Annotated in this window: 21 protein-coding genes and 1 pseudogene; 18 read left to right on the top strand and 4 right to left on the bottom strand. The window is 58.6% G+C overall.

Annotated elements, in window-relative coordinates; genetic code table 11:
• Window positions 1-119 precede the first annotated feature (119 nt).
• From nifK to RRF56_RS04795, 17 genes and pseudogenes are all read left to right on the top strand, one after another.
• A complete protein-coding gene (nifK, locus tag RRF56_RS04875) occupies window positions 120-1,697 on the top strand; it encodes a nitrogenase molybdenum-iron protein subunit beta (RefSeq protein ID WP_317036505.1) in 1,578 nt (525 codons plus the stop codon).
• 62 nt (window positions 1,698-1,759) lie between these two features.
• Entirely contained in the window at window positions 1,760-2,062 is a 303-nt protein-coding gene (locus RRF56_RS04870) for a nitrogen fixation protein NifZ (protein WP_317036504.1), read from the top strand.
• Window positions 2,063-2,353: 291 nt separating this feature from the next.
• Entirely contained in the window at window positions 2,354-5,230 is a 2,877-nt protein-coding gene (locus tag RRF56_RS04865; RefSeq protein WP_317036503.1) for a bifunctional nitrogenase iron-molybdenum cofactor biosynthesis protein NifEN, read from the top strand.
• A 188-nt stretch (window positions 5,231-5,418) separates the two neighbouring features.
• On the top strand, window positions 5,419-5,844 hold the full coding sequence (gene nifX, locus RRF56_RS04860; RefSeq protein ID WP_317036502.1) for a nitrogen fixation protein NifX: 426 nt from the start codon (window positions 5,419-5,421) through the stop codon (window positions 5,842-5,844).
• Complete coding sequence (locus RRF56_RS04855) at window positions 5,841-6,311, top strand: NifX-associated nitrogen fixation protein (protein ID WP_317036501.1); 471 nt, start codon at window positions 5,841-5,843, stop codon at window positions 6,309-6,311. The genes nifX and RRF56_RS04855 overlap by 4 nt, the downstream gene beginning before the upstream one ends.
• 4 nt (window positions 6,312-6,315) lie before the next feature.
• Window positions 6,316-6,537 (top strand): CCE_0567 family metalloprotein, encoded by a 222-nt coding sequence (locus tag RRF56_RS04850; RefSeq protein WP_317036500.1) that lies wholly within the window; start codon window positions 6,316-6,318, stop codon window positions 6,535-6,537.
• The gene (gene nifW, locus RRF56_RS04845) at window positions 6,534-6,851 is read left to right on the top strand and encodes a nitrogenase-stabilizing/protective protein NifW (protein ID WP_317036499.1); all 318 of its coding nucleotides are present in this window, start codon (window positions 6,534-6,536) and stop codon (window positions 6,849-6,851) included. The genes RRF56_RS04850 and nifW overlap by 4 nt, the downstream gene beginning before the upstream one ends.
• Before the next feature lie 111 nt (window positions 6,852-6,962).
• Window positions 6,963-7,748 carry a HesA/MoeB/ThiF family protein gene (locus RRF56_RS04840; RefSeq protein WP_317036498.1) on the top strand — a complete coding sequence of 262 codons (786 nt, stop codon included), beginning with the start codon at window positions 6,963-6,965 and terminating at the stop codon, window positions 7,746-7,748.
• Window positions 7,749-7,977: 229 nt separating this feature from the next.
• Window positions 7,978-8,952, top strand: coding sequence for an IS110 family transposase (locus tag RRF56_RS04835; protein WP_317033747.1), 975 nt, complete (start codon window positions 7,978-7,980; stop codon window positions 8,950-8,952).
• Window positions 8,953-9,202: 250 nt separating this feature from the next.
• A complete protein-coding gene (locus RRF56_RS04830; protein ID WP_317036497.1) occupies window positions 9,203-9,571 on the top strand; it encodes an iron-sulfur cluster assembly accessory protein in 369 nt (122 codons plus the stop codon).
• Window positions 9,572-9,680: 109 nt separating this feature from the next.
• Entirely contained in the window at window positions 9,681-9,983 is a 303-nt protein-coding gene (locus tag RRF56_RS04825) for a 2Fe-2S iron-sulfur cluster-binding protein (RefSeq protein WP_317036496.1), read from the top strand.
• Window positions 9,984-10,078: 95 nt separating this feature from the next.
• Window positions 10,079-10,333 (top strand): ferrous iron transport protein A, encoded by a 255-nt coding sequence (locus RRF56_RS04820; RefSeq protein ID WP_317036495.1) that lies wholly within the window; start codon window positions 10,079-10,081, stop codon window positions 10,331-10,333.
• A 166-nt stretch (window positions 10,334-10,499) separates the two neighbouring features.
• Window positions 10,500-11,027 carry a flavodoxin gene (locus RRF56_RS04815; protein WP_317036494.1) on the top strand — a complete coding sequence of 176 codons (528 nt, stop codon included), beginning with the start codon at window positions 10,500-10,502 and terminating at the stop codon, window positions 11,025-11,027.
• Between the two features lie 330 nt (window positions 11,028-11,357).
• On the top strand, window positions 11,358-12,332 hold the full coding sequence (locus RRF56_RS04810; protein WP_317036493.1) for an IS110 family transposase: 975 nt from the start codon (window positions 11,358-11,360) through the stop codon (window positions 12,330-12,332).
• Between the two features lie 400 nt (window positions 12,333-12,732).
• Window positions 12,733-12,900 (top strand): annotated as a pseudogene (locus RRF56_RS04805) (cysteine synthase A); the annotation flags it as partial.
• Window positions 12,901-12,999: 99 nt separating this feature from the next.
• Window positions 13,000-13,413 carry a hypothetical protein gene (locus RRF56_RS04800; RefSeq protein ID WP_317036491.1) on the top strand — a complete coding sequence of 138 codons (414 nt, stop codon included), beginning with the start codon at window positions 13,000-13,002 and terminating at the stop codon, window positions 13,411-13,413.
• 97 nt (window positions 13,414-13,510) lie between these two features.
• Window positions 13,511-14,110: a class I SAM-dependent methyltransferase gene (locus tag RRF56_RS04795; RefSeq protein WP_317036490.1), complete on the top strand. Its 600-nt coding sequence runs from the start codon at window positions 13,511-13,513 to the stop codon at window positions 14,108-14,110.
• Window positions 14,111-14,117: 7 nt separating this feature from the next.
• On the opposite strand, the gene modB is transcribed toward RRF56_RS04795, so the two are convergent.
• Both modB and modA read right to left on the bottom strand, forming a co-directional pair.
• Window positions 14,118-16,208 carry a molybdate ABC transporter permease subunit gene (gene modB, locus RRF56_RS04790; RefSeq protein ID WP_317036489.1) on the bottom strand — a complete coding sequence of 697 codons (2,091 nt, stop codon included), beginning with the start codon at window positions 16,206-16,208 and terminating at the stop codon, window positions 14,118-14,120.
• Between the two features lie 4 nt (window positions 16,209-16,212).
• Window positions 16,213-17,004 carry a molybdate ABC transporter substrate-binding protein gene (modA, locus tag RRF56_RS04785; protein WP_317036488.1) on the bottom strand — a complete coding sequence of 264 codons (792 nt, stop codon included), beginning with the start codon at window positions 17,002-17,004 and terminating at the stop codon, window positions 16,213-16,215.
• A 122-nt stretch (window positions 17,005-17,126) separates the two neighbouring features.
• On the opposite strand from modA, the gene RRF56_RS04780 reads away from it, so the two are divergent.
• On the top strand, window positions 17,127-17,564 hold the full coding sequence (locus RRF56_RS04780) for a molybdopterin-binding protein (RefSeq protein ID WP_317036487.1): 438 nt from the start codon (window positions 17,127-17,129) through the stop codon (window positions 17,562-17,564).
• 94 nt (window positions 17,565-17,658) lie between these two features.
• On the opposite strand, the gene RRF56_RS04775 is transcribed toward RRF56_RS04780, so the two are convergent.
• Both RRF56_RS04775 and RRF56_RS04770 read right to left on the bottom strand, forming a co-directional pair.
• The gene (locus tag RRF56_RS04775) at window positions 17,659-17,991 is read right to left on the bottom strand and encodes a P-II family nitrogen regulator (RefSeq protein ID WP_317036486.1); all 333 of its coding nucleotides are present in this window, start codon (window positions 17,989-17,991) and stop codon (window positions 17,659-17,661) included.
• A gap of 187 nt (window positions 17,992-18,178) precedes the next feature.
• The gene (locus RRF56_RS04770; RefSeq protein WP_317036485.1) at window positions 18,179-19,381 is read right to left on the bottom strand and encodes a sodium-dependent bicarbonate transport family permease; all 1,203 of its coding nucleotides are present in this window, start codon (window positions 19,379-19,381) and stop codon (window positions 18,179-18,181) included.
• Window positions 19,382-19,613 lie beyond the last annotated feature (232 nt).

The raw sequence follows: 19,613 nt of genomic DNA, 5'->3' as shown, positions 1-19,613 counted from the left end.
TAGATGGGTCACGTTGATCCACCCTCCCACTCATCCACCCTCCCACTCATCCACCCTCCCACTCATCCACCCTCCTACCTCCCCCCCATCCACCCTTCCCCTCCCCCAAGGAGAGCACCATGACTGACAATCTCGACAACACCATCCCCACCCCCTCCTGCGGGGGCGAAGACCTGGGCCAGGTCAAGGACCACTTTGAACTGTTCCACACCGCTCCCTATCAAGACCTGTTTGAGTACAAGCGCCAGTTTGAAGGAGCCCACAGCCGCGACCTGGTGGCCGAAACCGCCGAATGGACCAAAGGCTGGGAATACCGGGAAAAGAACTTTGCCCGCGAAGCCCTGACCATTAACCCCGCCAAAGCCTGCCAACCTCTGGGGGCGCTATTTGTGGCCGCCGGGTTTGAAGATACGCTGCCCTACAGTCATGGTTCCCAGGGCTGCGTGGCCTACTTCCGCAGCCACCTCACCCGTAACTACAAAGAGCCCTTCCAGGCGGTGTCCTCGTCGATGACTGAAGATGCGGCGGTGTTTGGCGGCCTCAGCAACCTGAAGTCGGGTCTGGAAAACTCCTACACCCTCTACAAGCCCAAGATGATCGCCCTCTGCACCACCTGTATGGCCGAGGTGATTGGGGATGACATTGGCGCGTACATTACCACCGCCAAGAATGAAGGGCACATTCCCGAAGACCTGCCGGTGCCGGCGGCCCACACCCCTAGCTTTGTGGGCTCCCACATCACCGGCTACGACAACATGCTGAAAAGCATTCTCAAAACCCTGACCAAGGACGAAAGGTCGGAAACCACCAACGGCAAGTTCAACTTCAACCTGGGTTTTGACCCCTACATCGGCAATATTCGCGAACTGAAGCGGATCTTGGGCCTGTTTGGCATCGACTACACCGTCCTGTCAGACAACTCGGACACCTTTGACTCTCCCAACACGGGCGAATTTAAGATGTACAACGGTCTCACCACTTTGGCTGAGACCGCCGACAGCATCAACGCCGAGGGCACGGTGTTCTTCCAGAAGTACACGACGCCCAAGACCCAGGAGTACATCGCCAAGGAGTGGGGGCAAAAGACCTACAATTTCCGGCCCTTTGGCATTAAGGGCACCGATGAGTTCTTGATGACCCTGTCGGCGATTACCGGCAAGCCGATTCCGCTGGAACTACAGCAGGAGCGGGGCCGGGCGGTGGATGCTCTGACCGACTCTCAAGCCTGGATCCACGGCAAGAAGATCGCCCTCTACGGCGACCCCGACCATGTGCTGAGCCTGATCCAGTTCCTGCTGGAGATGGGGGCGGAGCCCACCCACATTGTGGTCACCAACAGCAACGACGAGTTTGAGGCCGAAGCCCGCGAGCTGCTGACCAACAGCCCCTACGGCCAAAACGGCACCGTCTGGGGCGGCAAGGACCTGTGGCACCTGCGATCGCTGATGTTCACCGAGCCCGTGGATCTGCTGATTGGCAACAGCTACGGCAAGTACCTGTGGCGCGACACCGGCACCCCCCTGGTGCGGATTGGCTACCCGATCTTCGATCGCCACCACATGCACCGCTACGCCACCCTGGGCTACCAGGGCGCGATCAACCAGTTCAACTGGATTGTGAACACCATTCTGGAAGAACTCGATCGCAAGACCATCGTGCCTTCGAAGACGGACATCTCCTTTGACCTGATTCGCTAGGTTCCCCCTGGGGGCGCACCGCAGTGCGCCCCTACCCCTCGACCCTTCACCCCCCAGTTCCCATGCGCCTTTCTGAAGAGATCGAAATCGATTCCCCCCCTGTGTTTGAGATGGGCGATCGCGTCCGAGTGCTGAAGCTAATCCGCAACGATGGCACCTTCCCCGGCCAGGAGGTGGGGGCTCACCTGGCGAAGAAGGGCGACATCGGCTACATCGTCGGCCTCGGCACCTACCTGCAACGGGCCTACATTTACTCAGTGCATTTTTTGGAGAGCAACTACGTCGTCGGCTGCCTCAGCCGCGAACTGGAACTCACCGAACCCCGCCCACCCCTCATTCCCCAAGACGACGACGACACCTGGTAATCCTCCTGTAGGGTGGGCACCGCCCACCATCACCCTTTGCCGTTGCCCTCAACCTCAACCCCGTAGGGGGGCACTGCCCACCATTCACCTCGGCCCAAGAGTAATGGTGCATTGCTTCGCGAATGCACCCTACGGCCCTCACCAACCAAGAAAAGACCATCATCCCCTCCTGGGAGGGGTAGGGGTGGGTCTCCCCAAACCCTGCAACCCACCCCGCCCTCCGGGCACCCCTCCCAGGAGGGGACGACACCCTTCACTCTTCACTCCCCACCCCTTCACCCCCTCCCTGCCATGCCTTCCACCAAAGCCACCATGACAGACCTCCTGACCCAGCCGGGTTGCGAGCACAACCACAAGAAAAGTGGCAAAGGTCACAACAAGGTGTGCCAGCAGCAAGCTAAGCCTGGTGCCGCCCAGGGGGGCTGTGCCTTTGATGGGGCCAGCATTGCCCTGGTGCCGATTACCGATGTCGCCCACCTGGTGCACGGGCCGATCGCCTGTGCGGGAAACTCCTGGGGCGGGCGGGGTAGCCTGTCATCGGGCGACACGCTCTACAAAATGGGCTTCACCACCGACCTGAGCGAAAACGACATTATCTTTGGCGGCGAGAAAAAGCTGTACAAGGCGATTCAGGATGTGCAGGAGCGCTACAGCCCCGCCGCCGTGTTTGTCTACTCCACTTGCGTGACGGCGCTGATTGGCGATGACCTGGAGGCGGTGTGCAAGGCGGCAGGGGAGGCTCTGGGACTGCCCGTGGTGCCGATCCAATCCCCCGGCTTTGTCGGCAGCAAGAACCTGGGCAACCGCCTGGCCGGGGAAGCCCTGCTGGAGCATGTGATCGGCACGGCAGAGCCCGAAACCACCACCCCCTACGACATTAATCTGATTGGCGAGTACAACATCGCCGGGGAGCTGTGGGGCGTGCTGCCCCTGTTCGAGAAAGTGGGCATTCGGGTGCTCTCCAAAATTACCGGCGACGCCCGCTACCAGGAGGTGGCCTACGCCCACCGGGCCAAGCTCAACGTGATGATCTGCTCCAAGGCGCTGATCAACCTGGCCCACAAGATGCAGGACCGCTACGGCATTCCTTATATAGAGGAGTCGTTCTACGGGGTGGCAGATATGAACCACTGCCTGCGGGCGATCGCAGCCAAACTCGGCGCCGCCGCCATGCAGGCCCGCGTGGAAACCGTGATTGCCGAAGAAACCGCCAAATTAAACGAACAGCTCGCGCCCTACCGGGAAAGACTTCTGGGCAAGCGCGTTGTCCTCTACACCGGTGGCGTCAAAAGCTGGTCGATCATCTCGGCGGCCCAAGATTTGGGCATTAAAGTGGTCGCCACCAGCAGCAAAAAGAGCACCGAAGAAGACAAAGCCCGGATCAAAACCCTGCTGGGCCAGGACGGCATCATGCTGGAAAAAGGCGGAGCCGCCGAACTGCTGAAGGTGATCGAAAAAACCAACGCCGACATGCTGATCGCCGGAGGCCGCAACCAGTACACCGCCCTTAAAGCCCGCATTCCCTTTCTGCACATCAACCAGGAACGCCACAACCCCTACTCTGGCTACGGCGGCCTGCTGGAGATGGCGAAGGAACTGGATGAGAGTCTGCACAGCCCGGTGTGGGCGGAGGTGCGGCGGGAAGCGCCTTGGGAAGGTGAAGGGGTGAAGGTTAAAGAAGTGAAGGGTGAAGAAGTGAAGGGTGAAGAAGTAAAGGGTGAAGAAGTAAAGGGTGACGGCGATAACTTACCTCAGCACCTCTTTACCTCTTTACCTCTTCACGCATCCACCCATCCACGCATCCACGCATCCACCCACCTACCCGCCGACCCTCCCACCAAAATCATCGCTCGCCGCAAGGCGGTGGCTGTCAACCCGCTGAAGCAGAGTCAACCCCTGGGGGCGGCCCTGGCCTTCCTCGGTATTCAGGGGGCGATGCCGCTATTCCACGGGTCCCAGGGCTGTACCGCCTTTGCCAAGGTGATGCTGGTCAACCACTTTCAGGAGGCAATTCCTCTGGCCACCACGGCGATGAGCGAGGTCAGCACCGTGCTGGGGGGCGATGACAATGTGCACAGCGGTCTGTTGACGGTGATTAAGACCTCTCAGCCGGAGCTAGTGGGCCTGTTTACCACCGGCCTGACGGAAACCCGAGGCGATGATATGCAGGGCATTCTGCGCGACTTCCACCAGGCGAATCCTGAAGTCACCGTGCCGATCGTGTTGGCCTCCACCCCCGACTACAAGGGCAGCTTGGAGGATGGCTTTGCGGCGGCGGTGGAGAGCCTGGTGCAGACCCTGCCGGAACCAGGGGACGTGAACCCCAAGCAGGTAACCCTGCTGGCCAGTGCCGCCTTTGGCCCTGGGGATGTGGCGGAGCTGAAGGAGATTGTTGAGGCGTTTGGTTTGAGGGCGATCGCAGTCCCCGATCTTTCCACCTCCCTAGACGGCCACCTAGAAGATGCCGACTTCGCCACCACCGCCACGGGCGGCACCACCGTGGCCGAACTCAAGGCCGTAGGCCGCTCCGCTCTCACCCTGGCCCTGGGCGGCAGCATGACCAAAGCCGCAGAAATCCTCACCGATCGCTTCGGCACCCCCGCCCAGACCTTCCCTCAGCTCAGCGGCCTTGGTGCCGTGGATGAATTCCTCCACACCCTCGCCCAAATCAGTGGCCAGCCCGTACCCGCCAAGTACCTGCGCCAGCGTCGCCAGGTGCAGGATGCCATGCTTGACACTCACTTTTTCTTTGGCCGCAAAAAGGTGGCGATCGCCCTCGAACCCGACCTGCTGCACAACGTCGCCTGGTGGCTGCACAGCACCGGAGCCGAAATTCAGGCCGCCGTCACCGCTGCCCCCTCGCCCCTACTGAAGGATCTCCCCATCGAGCAGGTTTACATCGGCGACTTTGAAGACCTCACGGATATGGCCGCCACCGCCGATCTGTGGATCACCAACTCCAAAGCCCGCCCGATCGCCCGTCGCCTGGGCATTCCCCTCTACCTGCACGGCTTCCCGATGCTAGGGCACTTGGGCAACGGCCACCGCTGCACCGTCGGCTATCGCGGCACCCTGGATCTGCTGTTTGCGATCGGTAACCTGCTGCTTGAAGCCGACGAAGAACGCACCCATGCACTGGTGCATCAGTGGCGGGAGGGGAAGGGATAGAGGGGATTGGGTGTCGGGTTTCAGGTTCACGGGGCACGGTTTACGGTTCACGGGGCAGCCCAAAACCTAGACCCAAAACCCAAAACCGTTAGCTGCAAACCGCAAACCGTAGACCGCAAACCGCAAACCGTAGACCGCAAACCGTAAACCGCAAACCGTAAACCGCAAACCGTAAAAGGAGCCTACCCATGAAAATAGCCTTCGCAACCAAAGACAACGTTCATATCAACGCCCACTTTGGCTGGGCCAGCCAGATCGACGTTTACGACCTCACCCTCGACGGGTACACCTTCCTCGAAACCCTCACCTTTGGCGGTGAGCTCAAGGAAGACGGCAACGAGGACAAGCTAGAACCCAAGCTCAAGGCGCTGGCGGGCTGCACCATCGTCTACGTAGCCGACATTGGTGGCAGTGCGGCAGCCCGGTTAATCAACCACCGCATTACCCCAATGAAATCCAACTCCGAAGAAGACGAAATTGAGGCCATGCTGGCCCAGCTCATGCGGACCCTCCAGGGCAGCCCGCCGCCCTGGCTACGCAAAGCCCTGGGCCAAAAGACCACCCCCAACTTTACCGACGCCTACGTTGAAACCGAAGAGGAAGTAACCCTATGACTACCGCCGCTACCCTTGACTCTGCCCTGGTGATAGATAGCTCGCCCTTTCTCAAGGCCATGGTGCAGCAGATCCGCGCCAACGACCCCTACGGCACCTTTCGCCACTGGGCCGATGGGCTACTGCTCAAGCCCTACGTCCTCACCAAGGCCCAAAAGCGCCAAATTTCTGTAGAAGGCGAGGTAGACCCTATCACCCAGAGCCGAATTATGGCGTTCTATCGGGCGATCGCCTACCGCATTGAAGCCGAAACCGGCCAACTCTCCCAGGTGGTAATCGACCTCAGCCACGAAGGCTTTGGCTGGGCGCTGATCTTCTCAGGACGACTAATTTTGGTCAGCAAAACGCTGCGCGATGCCCAGCGTTTTGGCTTCGATTCCCTCGAAACACTCAGCGCCGAAGGCGAAAAACTCGTCGCCAAAGGCATTGATTTAGCCCGCCAATACCCCACCGTCTGCGACCTGTAATGCCATGCCTCCCATCACCGATCCGATCACTATTGATGCCCTCAAAACCCAGATTAAGCGGCTCAACAGCAAAGCCGGTCAACTCAAGATGGATCTCCACGACGTTGCCGAAGGCCTACCCGCCGACCTGGATTTGTTACCCGATATAGCGGCCCACACCTACGAGATTTACTGCCAACTCCGCGACCTCAGAGCACAGTTAACCACCCTGGAGCAAGCCCCATGAAATCCACCATCACTAACTTCAACCAAATCACCCAGGCCGAAGACTACTTTGCCTTTTTTGGCCTCCCCTACGACCCCCAATTTCTCAACGTTAACCGGCTGCACATTCTGCAAAAGTTCTCCCGGTTAATGAAAGAAACGGGCGTTGATTCCCCAGATATGGATGACACCGCCACCTTCAACCAGTATCGGGAACTGCTGCAAGAGGCCTACAGCCTGTTTCAGTCGTCGTCACCCCAGGCTCAAAAGTTGTTCAAAGTGTTCAACCAAAAGCCCAGCAATGTAGTGCTGATGTCTGAAATTGAGGTGGAGTAGGAAGGTTTTGAATTTTGAACTTTGAATTCAAAGTTCAAAATTGAAAGTTCAAAATTGGTTCCCTTCATCCACCCTCCAACCCATCCACCCATCCACCCCCCCCCATTTCCCATGCCCCTCTCCCCCACAGAACTCGATCGCTACCGCCGCCAAATGCAGCTCCCTGGCTTCGGCCCGGCGGCGCAGGAACGGCTAAAGGCGACCACCGCCCTGGTGACGGGGGTGGGGGGGCTGGGGGGCACCGCTGCGCTGTACCTGGCGGCGGCGGGGGTGGGGCGACTGATCCTGGTGCGGGGCGGCGACCTGCTGCGGGAGGACATGAACCGCCAGATTCTGATGACCGATGACTGGGTGGGCCAGCCCCGGGTGTTTAAGGCCCAGCAGACTCTGGCGGCGTTTAACCCGGATATTCGCATCGATACGGTGTGCGACTACGTCACCGCCGAGAATATCGACGCTCTAGTACAGCAGGCCGACATTGCCCTCGATTGCGCCTTTGATTTCAAAGAGCGGGATCTGCTGAATGCGGCCTGTGTGCGATCGCGCAAGCCCATGGTCGAATCTGCCATGAATGCCATGGAGGCCTACCTGATCACCGTGGTTCCGGGCGAAACGCCCTGTCTGTCGTGCCTGTTTCCCGAAAAACCCGAGTGGGATCGCTGGGGGTTTGGAGTGCTGGGGGCGGTGTCGGGCACCCTGGCCTGTCTGGCGGCTCTGGAGGCGATCAAGGTGATCACGGGCCTGGGCGAACCCCTGCTGGGGCAATTGTTGACCATGGATTTGGCTCGGGCGGAGTTTGCCAAACGTCGCGCCTACCACGACCCCGATTGCCCAGTGTGCAGCGGGGTGAAAGTGGGGGGCGATCGCACCCTGTCTCTAACCCTAGCCCGGAGGTGAACCATGCTCTATCCTCGCTATCCCCCCTGAGATGGTGGTGGGCAATGCCCACCCTTGTATCTTTAGAGGTGTGTGGCAGACCGTCCCACCCTAGGTTGTCCAAAACCGAACGTAGCATGGGTCGCTGCACACCTCTGAAGTTAACTCGCAAAATCGCCAGGAGCTTAGACTCCGTATCGAGCAAGGACGAGTGATGTCAGATTAACCTCCTACACGGGTGGATACAACCATGACTGAACTATCACAAGCGCATCAATGGGTTGGCATTGACGTATCCAAGCGCACCTTAGATGTGTACGTCCGTCCACTTGGATTAAGCGTTCAGGTGGCCAACAGTGACTCTGGTTTAAGAGAGTTGCTACAGGCGTTAACGGCGTTTCGTCGCGAGACGAGTCTGATTGTGCTGGAAGCGACCGGGGGCTATCAAGCCCTGGCGGCGCGAACGTTGATGGCGGAGGGCTGGCCCGCCGTTGTGGTGAATCCACGTCAAGTGCGTGATTTTGCCCGGGCCACGGGGCGCATGGCTAAAACAGACAAAATTGATGCCGAGGTGTTGGCTCACTTTGCCGATGCCATCCGTCCAGAGGTACGGGCGATGGCGAGTGAGGCCAGTCAACACCTTCAAGACCTCGTCACGCGACGGCAGCAACTCGTCGAGATGATGAGTGCCGAAAAAGCCCGGCAACGCTCAGCACGAGCCAGGACGGGTCAGAGCATTGAGCAGCATATTGACTGGCTCAAGCAACAGATCCAAGACCTCGATACCCAGATTGAGCAGCTCATCGCCCAGAGCGATCAGTGGCAGCGCACCCGCGAGATCCTCACCAGTGTGCCGGGTATTGGGGCTGTGACGACGGGGCTCCTCTTGGCCTCACTCCCCGAGTTAGGACAGATCTCAGCGAAGCGCCTAGCCAGCTTGTGTGGCCTCGCCCCGTTCAACCGCGATAGCGGCCAGATGCGGGGTAAGCGGATGATTAGCGGCGGTCGAGCCACCGTGCGCACAGGCCTCTACATGGCCGCGTTAGTCGCCACTCGCCATAATCCGGTCATTCGCGATTACTACCAGCGCCTGCTGCAGCGGGGAAAACTCAAAAAGGTTGCCCTGGTGGCCTGCATGCACAAACTGGTGATTATTCTCAATGCCATGGTAGAACATGACACCCTCTGGCAGGCTCCGGCTTGCTCCCTGCCCGCCGCCACATAAGGAACAGCAAGACTCTGTCTGATGCAGGCAGGGCTCCTGGCTTGATTTCCGCTGCCATCCCGCCGAGGCTAATCGCATAGCAGGATGAGCTTGACAAAGAAGATAATCGCTACGGGATAGACCCACCCCTGCCCCTCCCAGGAGGGGATGACGTCCTTCACAATCGCTAACTCATCCCTATCCACCCCCTACCCATCCACCCCCTACCCATCCACCCCCTACCCATCCACCCCTTACCCATCCACCCGCCATGACCATCACCATTACCGAACTCGCCGAACTGCGCCTGCGGACCTTCATTCGCGGCACCCCAGACTATACCCCTAGCCGGGGCGTGCGCCTGGCGGTGAAAGATGGCGGCTGCAACGGCTACGAGTACGACATCAAAATTGCCAACGCCCCTAAACCCGACGATGAAGTTGTGGAGTCGGGCAGTCTCAAAGTTTTTATTGACCCCAAAAGTGCCCCCCTGCTGGAAGGCATTGTGGTGGACTACATCGAGAGCCTACTAGAGAGCGGCTTTAAGTTCACCAACCCCAACGCCACTGACACCTGCGGCTGCGGCAAATCCTTCCAGGCGGCGGGCGATTGCAGCCCAGCCGGAGTGCCCTGTTCTTAGGAAAGAGGTGATAGGGAAGGGGGAAGAGGAATATCCCTGCTACCTGTTACCTGTCACCTATTCCCTGTCCCCTATCCCATTCACCTCTCCACGCCAAAGGAGTCCCACCATGACTACAACCTATCAAGTTCGACTGATCAACAAAAAGCGCAATATCGACATCACCATTCCGGTGGATGAAGACACCTACATCATTGATGCGGCGGAAGAAAATGATATTGAGTTGCCCTTCTCCTGCCGGTCGGGGGCTTGCTCTAGCTGCGTCGGCAAGCTGGTGGAAGGCGAGATTAATCAAGACGATCAATCCTTCTTAGACGATGACCAAATTGCTAAGGGTTTCATTGTGTTGTGTTCGTCCTATCCGCGATCGGATTGCACGATTAAGACCCATATGGAAGCGTATTTGGTGTAATTGATACTTGCCACAATGGCTTTGGTGCATCGCTGCGCGGATGCACCCTACGGTTAGCTTCTGGTTGGCTAAATCTTCTCTTTTGGAGTGGTGTTATGTTTAGCGGTTTTACGATTTCGGGAGCGTCGTTGCAGGTGCTCAATGTGGGCGATCGCGGCACCATTTCCCGCTTCACCCGTACCGATCCATCGACCCTTTCCCATCTGCAATCTCTGGGGTTGGATCAGGGCAAAGCGATCGCTGTCACCCAGCGCTACCCCAATTTTATGGTCAGTACCGAAGATGGCCATTTGACCCTACCGCCATCGCTGGTTAGCGTGATCTATGTGCGTTTGACAGGCCCAACCTGAGATGCCAGAGAGCATCTAGTTTCTGTAAAACAGTTTTCTCATGGTGGGCAGTGCCCACCTTACCCTGGACACCCGGAATCACCCACCCCTACCCCTCCCAGGAGGGGATGCCGACACCTGGTACCTGACACCTAAAACCTGACACCTATTTCCTAGGAGTAAACCCATGGCAACCATTGGACTGTTCTACGGCAGCACCTCCGGCGTCACCGAAGAAATTGCTGAAAAAATCCGGGATGCGATCGGTGAAGACAATTGCGATCTCTACAGCATGGAAGCTGATTTTGACGATGTAGATGATCTGCTCAAGTACGACTACCTGATTTTGGGTTGCTCTACTTGGGGCGCGGGCGAGTTGCAAAACGACTGGCGCGAACCGATGTTTGACATGGAAATGGACAAGCCCGACTTTTCGGGTAAAACCATTGCCCTGTTTGGCCCCGGCGACTGCGAAGGCCATAGCAAGCATTTTGTCGGGGCTCTGGGCCTGATGTACGACCAGTTCAAAGCGCTGGGTGCCACCATCGTGGGGGCCGTTTCGGCGGATGATTACTCCTTTGAAAAATCCACCGCCATTCGCGATGGCAAATTTGTCGGCCTGCCCCTCGATGAGGTGAACGAAAGCGAGAAAACCGACGATCGCATTGCCAATTGGCTAGAGATTCTGAAGGCGGATTTTCCGGCGATCGCCTAACCCGTAGGGTGGGCATTGCCCACCTTAACCTCTCGCCAGTAAGCAGACTATCCTGCCATGGGAGACTGAGCTGCTTCTTACCTCAGAGCCGTCTAACCAGATCGGCAGACGCAACTCGCTTGATTGCCCGAGCAGGCGGTGGGCAGTGCCCACCCTTGTATCTTTAGAGGTGTGTGGCAGACCGTCCCACCCTAGGTTGTCCAAAACCGAACGTAGCATGGGTCGCTGCACACCTCTGAAGTTAACTCGCAAAATCGCCAGGAGCTTAGACTCCGTATCGAGCAAGGACGAGTAATGTCAGATTAACCTCCTACACGGGTGGATACAACCATGACTGAACTATCACAAGCGCATCAATGGGTTGGCATTGACGTATCCAAGCGCACCTTAGATGTGTACGTCCGTCCACTTGGATTAAGCGTTCAGGTGGCCAACAGTGACTCTGGTTTAAGAGAGTTGCTACAGGCGTTAACGGCGTTTCGTTGCGAGACGAGTCTGATTGTGCTGGAAGCGACCGGGGGCTATCAAGCCCTGGCGGCGCGAACGTTGATGGCGGAGGGCTGGCCCGCCGTTGTGGTGAATCCACGTCAAGTGCGTGATTTTGCCCGGGCCACGGGGCGCATGGCTAAAACAGACAAAATTGATGCCGAGGTGTTGGCTCACTTTGCCGATGCCATCCGTCCAGAGGTACGGGCGATGGCGAGTGAGGCCAGTCAACACCTTCAAGACCTCGTCACGCGACGGCAGCAACTCGTCGAGATGATGAGTGCCGAAAAAGCCCGGCAACGCTCAGCACGAGCCAGGACGGGTCAGAGCATTGAGCAGCATATTGACTGGCTCAAGCAACAGATCCAAGACCTCGATACCCAGATTGAGCAGCTCATCGCCCAGAGCGATCAGTGGCAGCGCACCCGCGAGATCCTCACCAGTGTGCCGGGTATTGGGGCTGTGACGACGGGGCTCCTCTTGGCCTCACTCCCCGAGTTAGGACAGATCTCAGCGAAGCGCCTAGCCAGCTTGTGTGGCCTCGCCCCGTTCAACCGCGATAGCGGCCAGATGCGGGGTAAGCGGATGATTAGCGGCGGTCGAGCCACCGTGCGCACAGGCCTCTACATGGCCGCGTTAGTCGCCACTCGCCATAATCCGGTCATTCGCGATTACTACCAGCGCCTGCTGCAGCGGGGAAAACTCAAAAAGGTTGCCCTGGTGGCCTGCATGCACAAACTGGTGATTATTCTCAATGCCATGGTAGAACATGACACCCTCTGGCAGGCTCCGGCTTGCTCCCTGCCCGCCGCCACATAAGGAACAGCAAGACTCTGTCTGATGCAGGCAGGGCTCCTGGCTTGATTTCCGCTGCCATCCCGCCGAGGCTAATCGCATAGCAGGATGAGCTTGACAAAGAAGATAATCGCTACCAATGCTTAATCATTTAATCGATTTATCGCTTTATAGATATAGATAGGTGATACTCTTGAGCTAGCGATCGCCGTTCGGCCCTTAGATTGTCCCAAGCTGTCTAGGCCTGTCCTGCAAAAGGGCATTGGTGGGCACTGCCCACCCTTCACCCCTTCACCCCTTCACCCCTTCACCCCTTCACCCCTTCACCCCTTCACCCCTTCACCCCTTCACCCCTTCACCCCTTCACCCCCATGACCATCGCCCACGACATCACCGATCTAATTGGCCGCACCCCCCTGGTGCAGCTGCCATCCAGGTGGGCAAACGGCCTGAGAATGCTGACAAGCTAATTGTCGCCATTCAGCCCAGCTATGGCGAACGCTACCTCAGCACCGTTCTGTTCAAAGACTTGGACCCCCCGGCTCCCTCGTTGTTGGCCGATCTAGGGCCAGTGGCTCTTCAACCGGTGTAGGAATCGCGGCTATGCCCAGTCCCAGTCCCGCTACCCGTTTGAGTCCGATCCGTTCTTGCTTAGCCGTTTTAGTGTCAAGCCCTTCAAGGAGGTTGCCCCATGGCCACCGTCACGTTCTACGAAAAGCCCGACTGCATCAACAACACCCGCCAAAAGCGGCTGCTAGAGGCCGCCGGGCACCAGGTGATAGCCCGCAACTTGCTGCTAGAACCCTGGACCTGCGATCGCCTCCGTCCCTTCTTTGCTGGGCTGCCGGTGCCCCAGTGGTTTAACACTACTGCCCCGGCCATCACCATCGGCCTAGTGGTACCGGGCTGGCTCGACGCCGATATGGCCCTAGAGCTGATGGTGCTCGACCGCTGCTTAATTCGTCGCCCGCTGCTAGAGGTGGGTGACCAGCGCTGTGCAGGGTTTGACCTCGCTTTGATTGACCAGTGGCTTGGGTTAACGCCTGGGGCATTGTCCCCAACAATTCCCCTCGATCTAGAAACCTGCCCCGCCACCATCCGCTAAACTTTCGCTACGGAGGGGCTAGCCTAGCCCAAACCCCATGTGTGATTTTTTGAACCGCTGGCCTCTGTCTGACCCACCTCCACCAGCGCGCCTAGCCATGAACTTTGAACCTAAGTGGAATCAGTACTATCAGGCGGTAGAAGGCCGCCCCCCCCGCGACACCCTACTCCAAGCGTTAGGGTTTTATGCCCAGGCCACATCTCTACCGCCGTTTGCAGTCGATCTGGGCTGTGGCGATGGCCGCGACACCGCCGAACTGCTGCGTCAGGGGTGGCGGGTGCTGGCCATTGATGGCGAACCCGAGGCGATCGCCCGCCTACGACAGCGATCGGATATCGATCGCACCGGGCTTGAAACTCGGGTGCAGCGGTTTGAGACGCTCACCCTACCGCCCGATGTCAGCCTGATTAACGCCAGCTTTTGCCTGCCGTTCTGTCCACCGGAGCATTTCCCCCGCCTGTGGGAAGAAATTGTGCTGGCCCTGGCCCCCGGCGGGCGCTTCTGCGGCCATCTTTTTGGCGATCAAGACTCTTGGGCCGTCTATGGGGATATGAACCACCACCGTCGAGATCAGGTAGACCAACTGCTAGCCCCTTTCGAGGTGGAATGGCTAGAAGAAGAAAATCACCCCGGCAGAACTGCCCTGGGTGAAGAGAAACACTGGCATATTTTCAATATTGTCGCCCGCAAGCGGTAGCCTACGCTTAGTCCGTAGCCACGATGAGTTCGTCATCACTGAGTAGTAGAAGCTTCTCAGGGGCTAAGTAGACATACCAGGGCATCGGGTTTTGCTCTAGAGCTTGCCACTTCTCTCTGAATAACTCTGCTTGTAGCGGGTATACCTGGTCACAGGGGATATTGACGGAGGAGTGAGGATTGCGATCGCCATTACTGGATGGCGGCTGGAGCCTGAGAAACAGGGTGATGCGGTGGGGCGTTTCGCTGGCGGCCATTACCCAGGCAGGAAAGGTATTGGGGCGATCGCAACCCTCTACTAGCTCAATGTGGTGAGCGCGAAACCCCACATGGGTGAGGTTTTGGGGGATGGGGCCAGATGCCTCAAGGGTGCAGCCCCAGGCGGGTACGTCAATTGTGGTTGCCGAAGCTGGAGTAGCCCTAGCGATATTTTTGCAGCCGGTGATCTGAGCTGCGATCGCACTCCCCGGCTGCTCAAACACCTGGTGGCGATTGCCTGCCGCCACCGCTCGGCCCGCCGCCATCACCATGATCTGGGGGCACACCCGAAACACCTCCTCCAGGTTGTGGGTGACGAACAGCGTCACCCCCTGGTACCCCGCTAGGGTGGCGATCAACTGCTGCTCCACCTGGCTGCGCAGGTAGGTATCGAGGGCCGAGAGGGGTTCATCCAGTAGTAGCACCTCTGGTTCTGGGGCCAGGGCGCGGGCCAGGGCCACCCGCTGCTGCTGCCCACCACTGAGCTGCTGCGGGTAGCGATCGCCCAGCCCCTGCAACTGCATCGCCCCCAGCCAGATGCTCACTCGCTGCGATCGCTCCACCCTAGGCAAATGCTGCAAGCCAAAGCCAATATTCTCAGCAATGGTGAGGTGGGGAAACAGCGCGTAGGTCTGAAACAACAACCCCACCCGCCGCTGGTAACTGGGCAGGTTAATGCCGCGATCGCTGTCAAACAGCACCCGTCCATTCAGCACAATCTGCCCCCGCTCGGGCGTCTCTACCCCGGCAATGCACCGCAGCGTCATCGACTTGCCCGACCCAGAGGAGCCGAGAAGGCCCAAGGCGTCAGCGCCAGCGGTGAAGGCTGTATCCAGCGGGAAGGTGGCGAGGGGCTTGTGGATCGTGACGGAGAGGGAAGGGGAAAGGGGTGGATGGGTGGATGGGTGGATGAGTAGGGGGTGTTCGGTGTTCGGTGTTCGGTGTCCGGTGTTCGGTGTTCGGTTCCCCTCATGGGAGGGACTAGGGGTGGGTCTATGGGAGTTGTAGATTGGCGATTGCGGATTTGGGATTGTCCAATTCCCCTCTTGGGAGGGGCTAGGGGTGGGTCTGTAAGGTGCATTAGCGAAGCAATGCACCGCTGGTAAGCCATGTTCCTCAACCAACTGACCCGCAGACAGGGAACCTTCGTTTTTTGTTTTTTGTTTTTCGCTCTTGCCTCCCCGCCGCTGCTGTCCCTGCCAGACATTTGCGGCCAAAATTCCCGACAGCGACACCGTCAGAATGATCGCCACCCAGCCCCAGGCTTCGGCCATCGCTCCCGCCTCCACCGCAAAATAGATCGCCATTGGCATAGTCTGGGTGCGGCCCGGAATATTCCCCGCCACCATCAGCGTCGCGCCAAACTCCCCCAGGGCGCGGGCAAAGGAGAGCGTCAGCCCCGCCAGCAGCCCCGGCCCCGCCAGCGGCAGCAAAATTCGCCAGAAAATCCGCCCCTCCCTGGCCCCCAGGGTGCGCGCCACCTGTAGCAAGGCCGGGTCAATCTGCTCAAAGGCTCCCAACGCGGTGCGATACATCAGCGGAAACGCTACCACCGTCGCTGCGATCGCCGCCCCGTACCAGGTAAAGATGATCCGCATTCCCAGAGATTGCAGCAGCTGCCCCAGGGGACCATTGCGGCCAAACACCAGCAGCAGTAAAAACCCCACCACCGTCGGCGGCAGCACCAGCGGCGCAACAAAGATGCCTTCCAGTAACGATTTGCCAGGGCCGCGATCGCCCAGCATCCAGTAGGCGACGGCAACGCCGGTGAAGAAGGCAATCAAGGTCGCCAGGCTGGCAACCCTGAGGGAGATCCAGAGAGGAGAGAGGTCGGTGGGCATGGGGTTACTCCCAAACCGTAAAGCCAAAGTCGGCGAATACTGCCTGGGCCGCCTCGCTGGCCAGGTAGTGGGCAAAGGTCTGGGCTGCCTCGGGGTGGGTGGCCTGCTGTAATTGGGCGATCGGGTAGGTAATGGGTTTGTGCCACTCGGGGGCAGCGGTGGCCACTAGTCTGACCCCAGGGGCTAGGGCCGCATCGGTGGCGTAGACCAGGCCCGCCTCCGCATGGCCCGCCTCGACGGCGGCCAGCACCGCCCGCACGTTGTTGGCATACACCAGCTTGGGCTGCACTGTGGGCAACAGGCCTAGATAGTTGAGCACCTGTTCGGCGTACTGTCCAGCGGGCACACTGCGAAATTCCCCAACGGCGATCTGCTTAAAAGCATCGGCGGACAGATCTTGAAACGTCTTAAGCTCCGGGGCCGACCCGGCGGGGGCAATCAGCACCAAGCGATTGCCAATCAGGGTTTGGCGGCTGTCGGGCACCAGCAGCCCCTTAGTCGCCAGGGCATCCATCTGGGCGACCCCCGCCGAAATGAATAGGTCCACGGGGGCACCCTGTTCGATCTGCTGTTGCAAGGCCCCGGAGGAGCCGAAGGTGAAAGTGACATCAATGGTGGGATGCTGGGCCTCAAAGTCGGTTGCTACCGCCTGGAGGGCTTCTTGGAGACTAGCCGCTGCCGCGACCAGCACGGGGGAGGGGCTGGGGCTGGGGTCTGGCAGGGCCTGAAGGGCTCTAACCATAGCCAGGCTGAGCCCGACTGTGCCAGCCAGGAGCAAAAAGTTTCGTCTTTTCATGATCTTTAGGGAGAATTGGGGATGGGTTTACCGTTCTGCAGCGTGGGTAAACCTTGTGCCCAAGCATAACCCAACTATACCAACTGGGTTGGTATAGTCAATTACCCTACTCTGGTTTTGTCATGCCGCGAAAAAGCCAAGGCTGGATCACGTTTCAAGCCTCTGAGGACGAGCGCAAAATTCTTGACGACTATTGCCAGCGCACCCAGCGCAGCAAAACCGATATTCTGCGGGAGCTAGTACGCAGTCTGGAGCAGCGACAGTCTGATACCGCCGTGCCAGAGAGTCCTGCGCCGTTTGCCAGCGATCGCGAAGCCCAAGAGTTTTTGCAGGTGCAGCGCGATTTTGCCATCAGCGCCCGCAACCTGCTGCGGGGCAAGATCGCTGCGATCGCCATCGATGGCGTCAACGCCGAACTCACCCTGGCCGTCGCCCCCGGTGTGGAGCTAGTGGCAATCATCACCGTGTCGTCGGTGGAACGCATGAGGCTGGCCGTGGGCAAGGAGGTCTATGCCGTGGTCAAGTCTAACAGCGTGATGATCGCGGCGATCGCGCCCTAGAAAAATTCCTACAGTCTCACGAACCGTGTTCCAACATCAGGCAGACAAAAAAGCGGGGGCATGCCCCCGCTTTTTCGGTTTTCGTCATCTCAATTCAACAGCCGTCTGGGCCACAGAACTGGTGCGCGTACAGTACCTCCGCATCACAGATATAGGCGATGCCCGCATAGTCGTTGAAAAACTCGGCGGCTACTCGATCCGAAATCTTCATGGCCATATCCTGATTTTCGGTGAGCACCTCGAACTTTATATTTGAGGTCGTGTCGGAAACGCTGGGTTGCCCCGACGATCGCACGCTGCGGCTGCCTTTACCGCCAGTTTCTAACACTGTATAACCGGTAGCTCCGGCTTCGTCGATGATTTGGGCGACCTTTTTCAGCAGCAATTTCTCTGTGATGATCACGAGCTTTTTGGCTGGCTTGGCCATATTGATTACCTCCTTACAACTGTATTCATTGAACTACTTAGACCGTTTCTCGAAAAGAACGTCTCTGCATTGGGCAAACAACCGTTTTCCCCTACGGTAAGAACGTCTCTGTATTGGCAAACAACCGTTTGCCCCTACGGGTGTTTGCCGGGTTAGGAGAGCACCGGCAGACCGAAGCCGTTTGGACTTAGCCACCTGTCATGGCCTGGGCCAGCCCAACGAAGAGCGGTATGCAGAGGGCGATCGCAACGGGTGTGCCAATGGCCGTAGACGCACCGATGTAGGCGGATGGATTAGCCGACGGGATGCCAGCCCGCAGGGTGGGCGGCCCTGAGATGTCTGAACTGGAGGCAGCAATGATGGCCAAGAGTGCGACGCCGCCAGCACTGAACCCCGTTGCATAGTGGGCAACCATGCCAAGACCGAAGGCAATAAACCCATGCAGAAAGGGTGCCACAAAGGCGTAGAGGGCGTACCACTGAGCTACCTTGCGCAGCTCGTTGGCCCTTGCCCAGGCCTCCATACCCATGATCAGCATCAGAATCGAAAGCAGACCACGGAAGAGGGGATCGTAGAAGCTCTCGTAGACACTTTCAGGCCGGGTGAGAATGCCGAGGGCGAGACCGAGCAGCAGTGCCGACAGGGCAGATCCCTGGAGGCTTTCCTTCACGATGGGCCAAATTTTGACTCGGTTACTAGAGGCACCGCCTGGCCCCTTGGCATACCCGCCTGAGCTACCGCCCGACTCGCCTGAGTACCCGCCAGAACTGCGTTGATCGCTGGTGGAATACCCACCGGCGGCAACCGGTTGGTCGATGGCAGCCCCGCCTGCGGCAACCGGCTGCATCCCGATATACTCCTCTTTGCCGAGATATTTCTCGTTTTTGAGATACTTTTCGCGCTTCTGCCGGCTGGTATAGATGCTGGCTACGACGATCGCCGTCACCAGCGCCGGAATGTCCATGAAAGGATAGAGGGCACCGGCCCAGGCTTCGTATTCGAGGCCTTGCCCTTCCAGTACCGTGATGCCGGCGACCATGGTAGAACCACTCACGGCACCGAACAAGCCTCCGGTCGCAACGGCATCCACGACTCGGATGCCCGGCAGTTTGGCAAACACGTAGCGCCCAATTAGCACGATCACGATTCCCGTCACCATGGCGAACAGCGCGGGCAGCAGCATTTCCGCCAGGCTAGCATTGCGAATGGCCATGCCGCCGGTCAGACCGACTTTGATCAGCAGCATGAAAACGATGAACTTATAGATTGCATCGGGAATGGCCAGTTCGCTACCGAGAGCGGCAATGACGATACCGCCAATCAAAAAGCCGAGCGTCGGCGACTGCAACTGCGCCCCAAATCTCGCTAAAAAATCAGACAAGAAATCCACGAATACCTCCTTCCGCCCCCTCTAACAAGGGGTGATTACTGGGATAGGTGAGCTTTAAAAAGTTGGAGAAAGTGGGGATGTAGCGCTTCATCCCCACAGCACAGGTGTTACGGGAGAACCTGTCGACAGGGTGCCTAGAGATTACCGCTGACCGAATGGAGCTTGAGGGTGTCGCTGGCCTGCACCACCCTTCATAGACCCCTTTCTATCAGTAACCGAATCTCTATGTGCT

Source organism: Nodosilinea sp. E11, assembly GCF_032813545.1.
GTDB lineage: Bacteria > Cyanobacteriota > Cyanobacteriia > Phormidesmidales > Phormidesmidaceae > Nodosilinea.
This window is presented reverse-complemented; position numbering and strand designations above follow the sequence as displayed.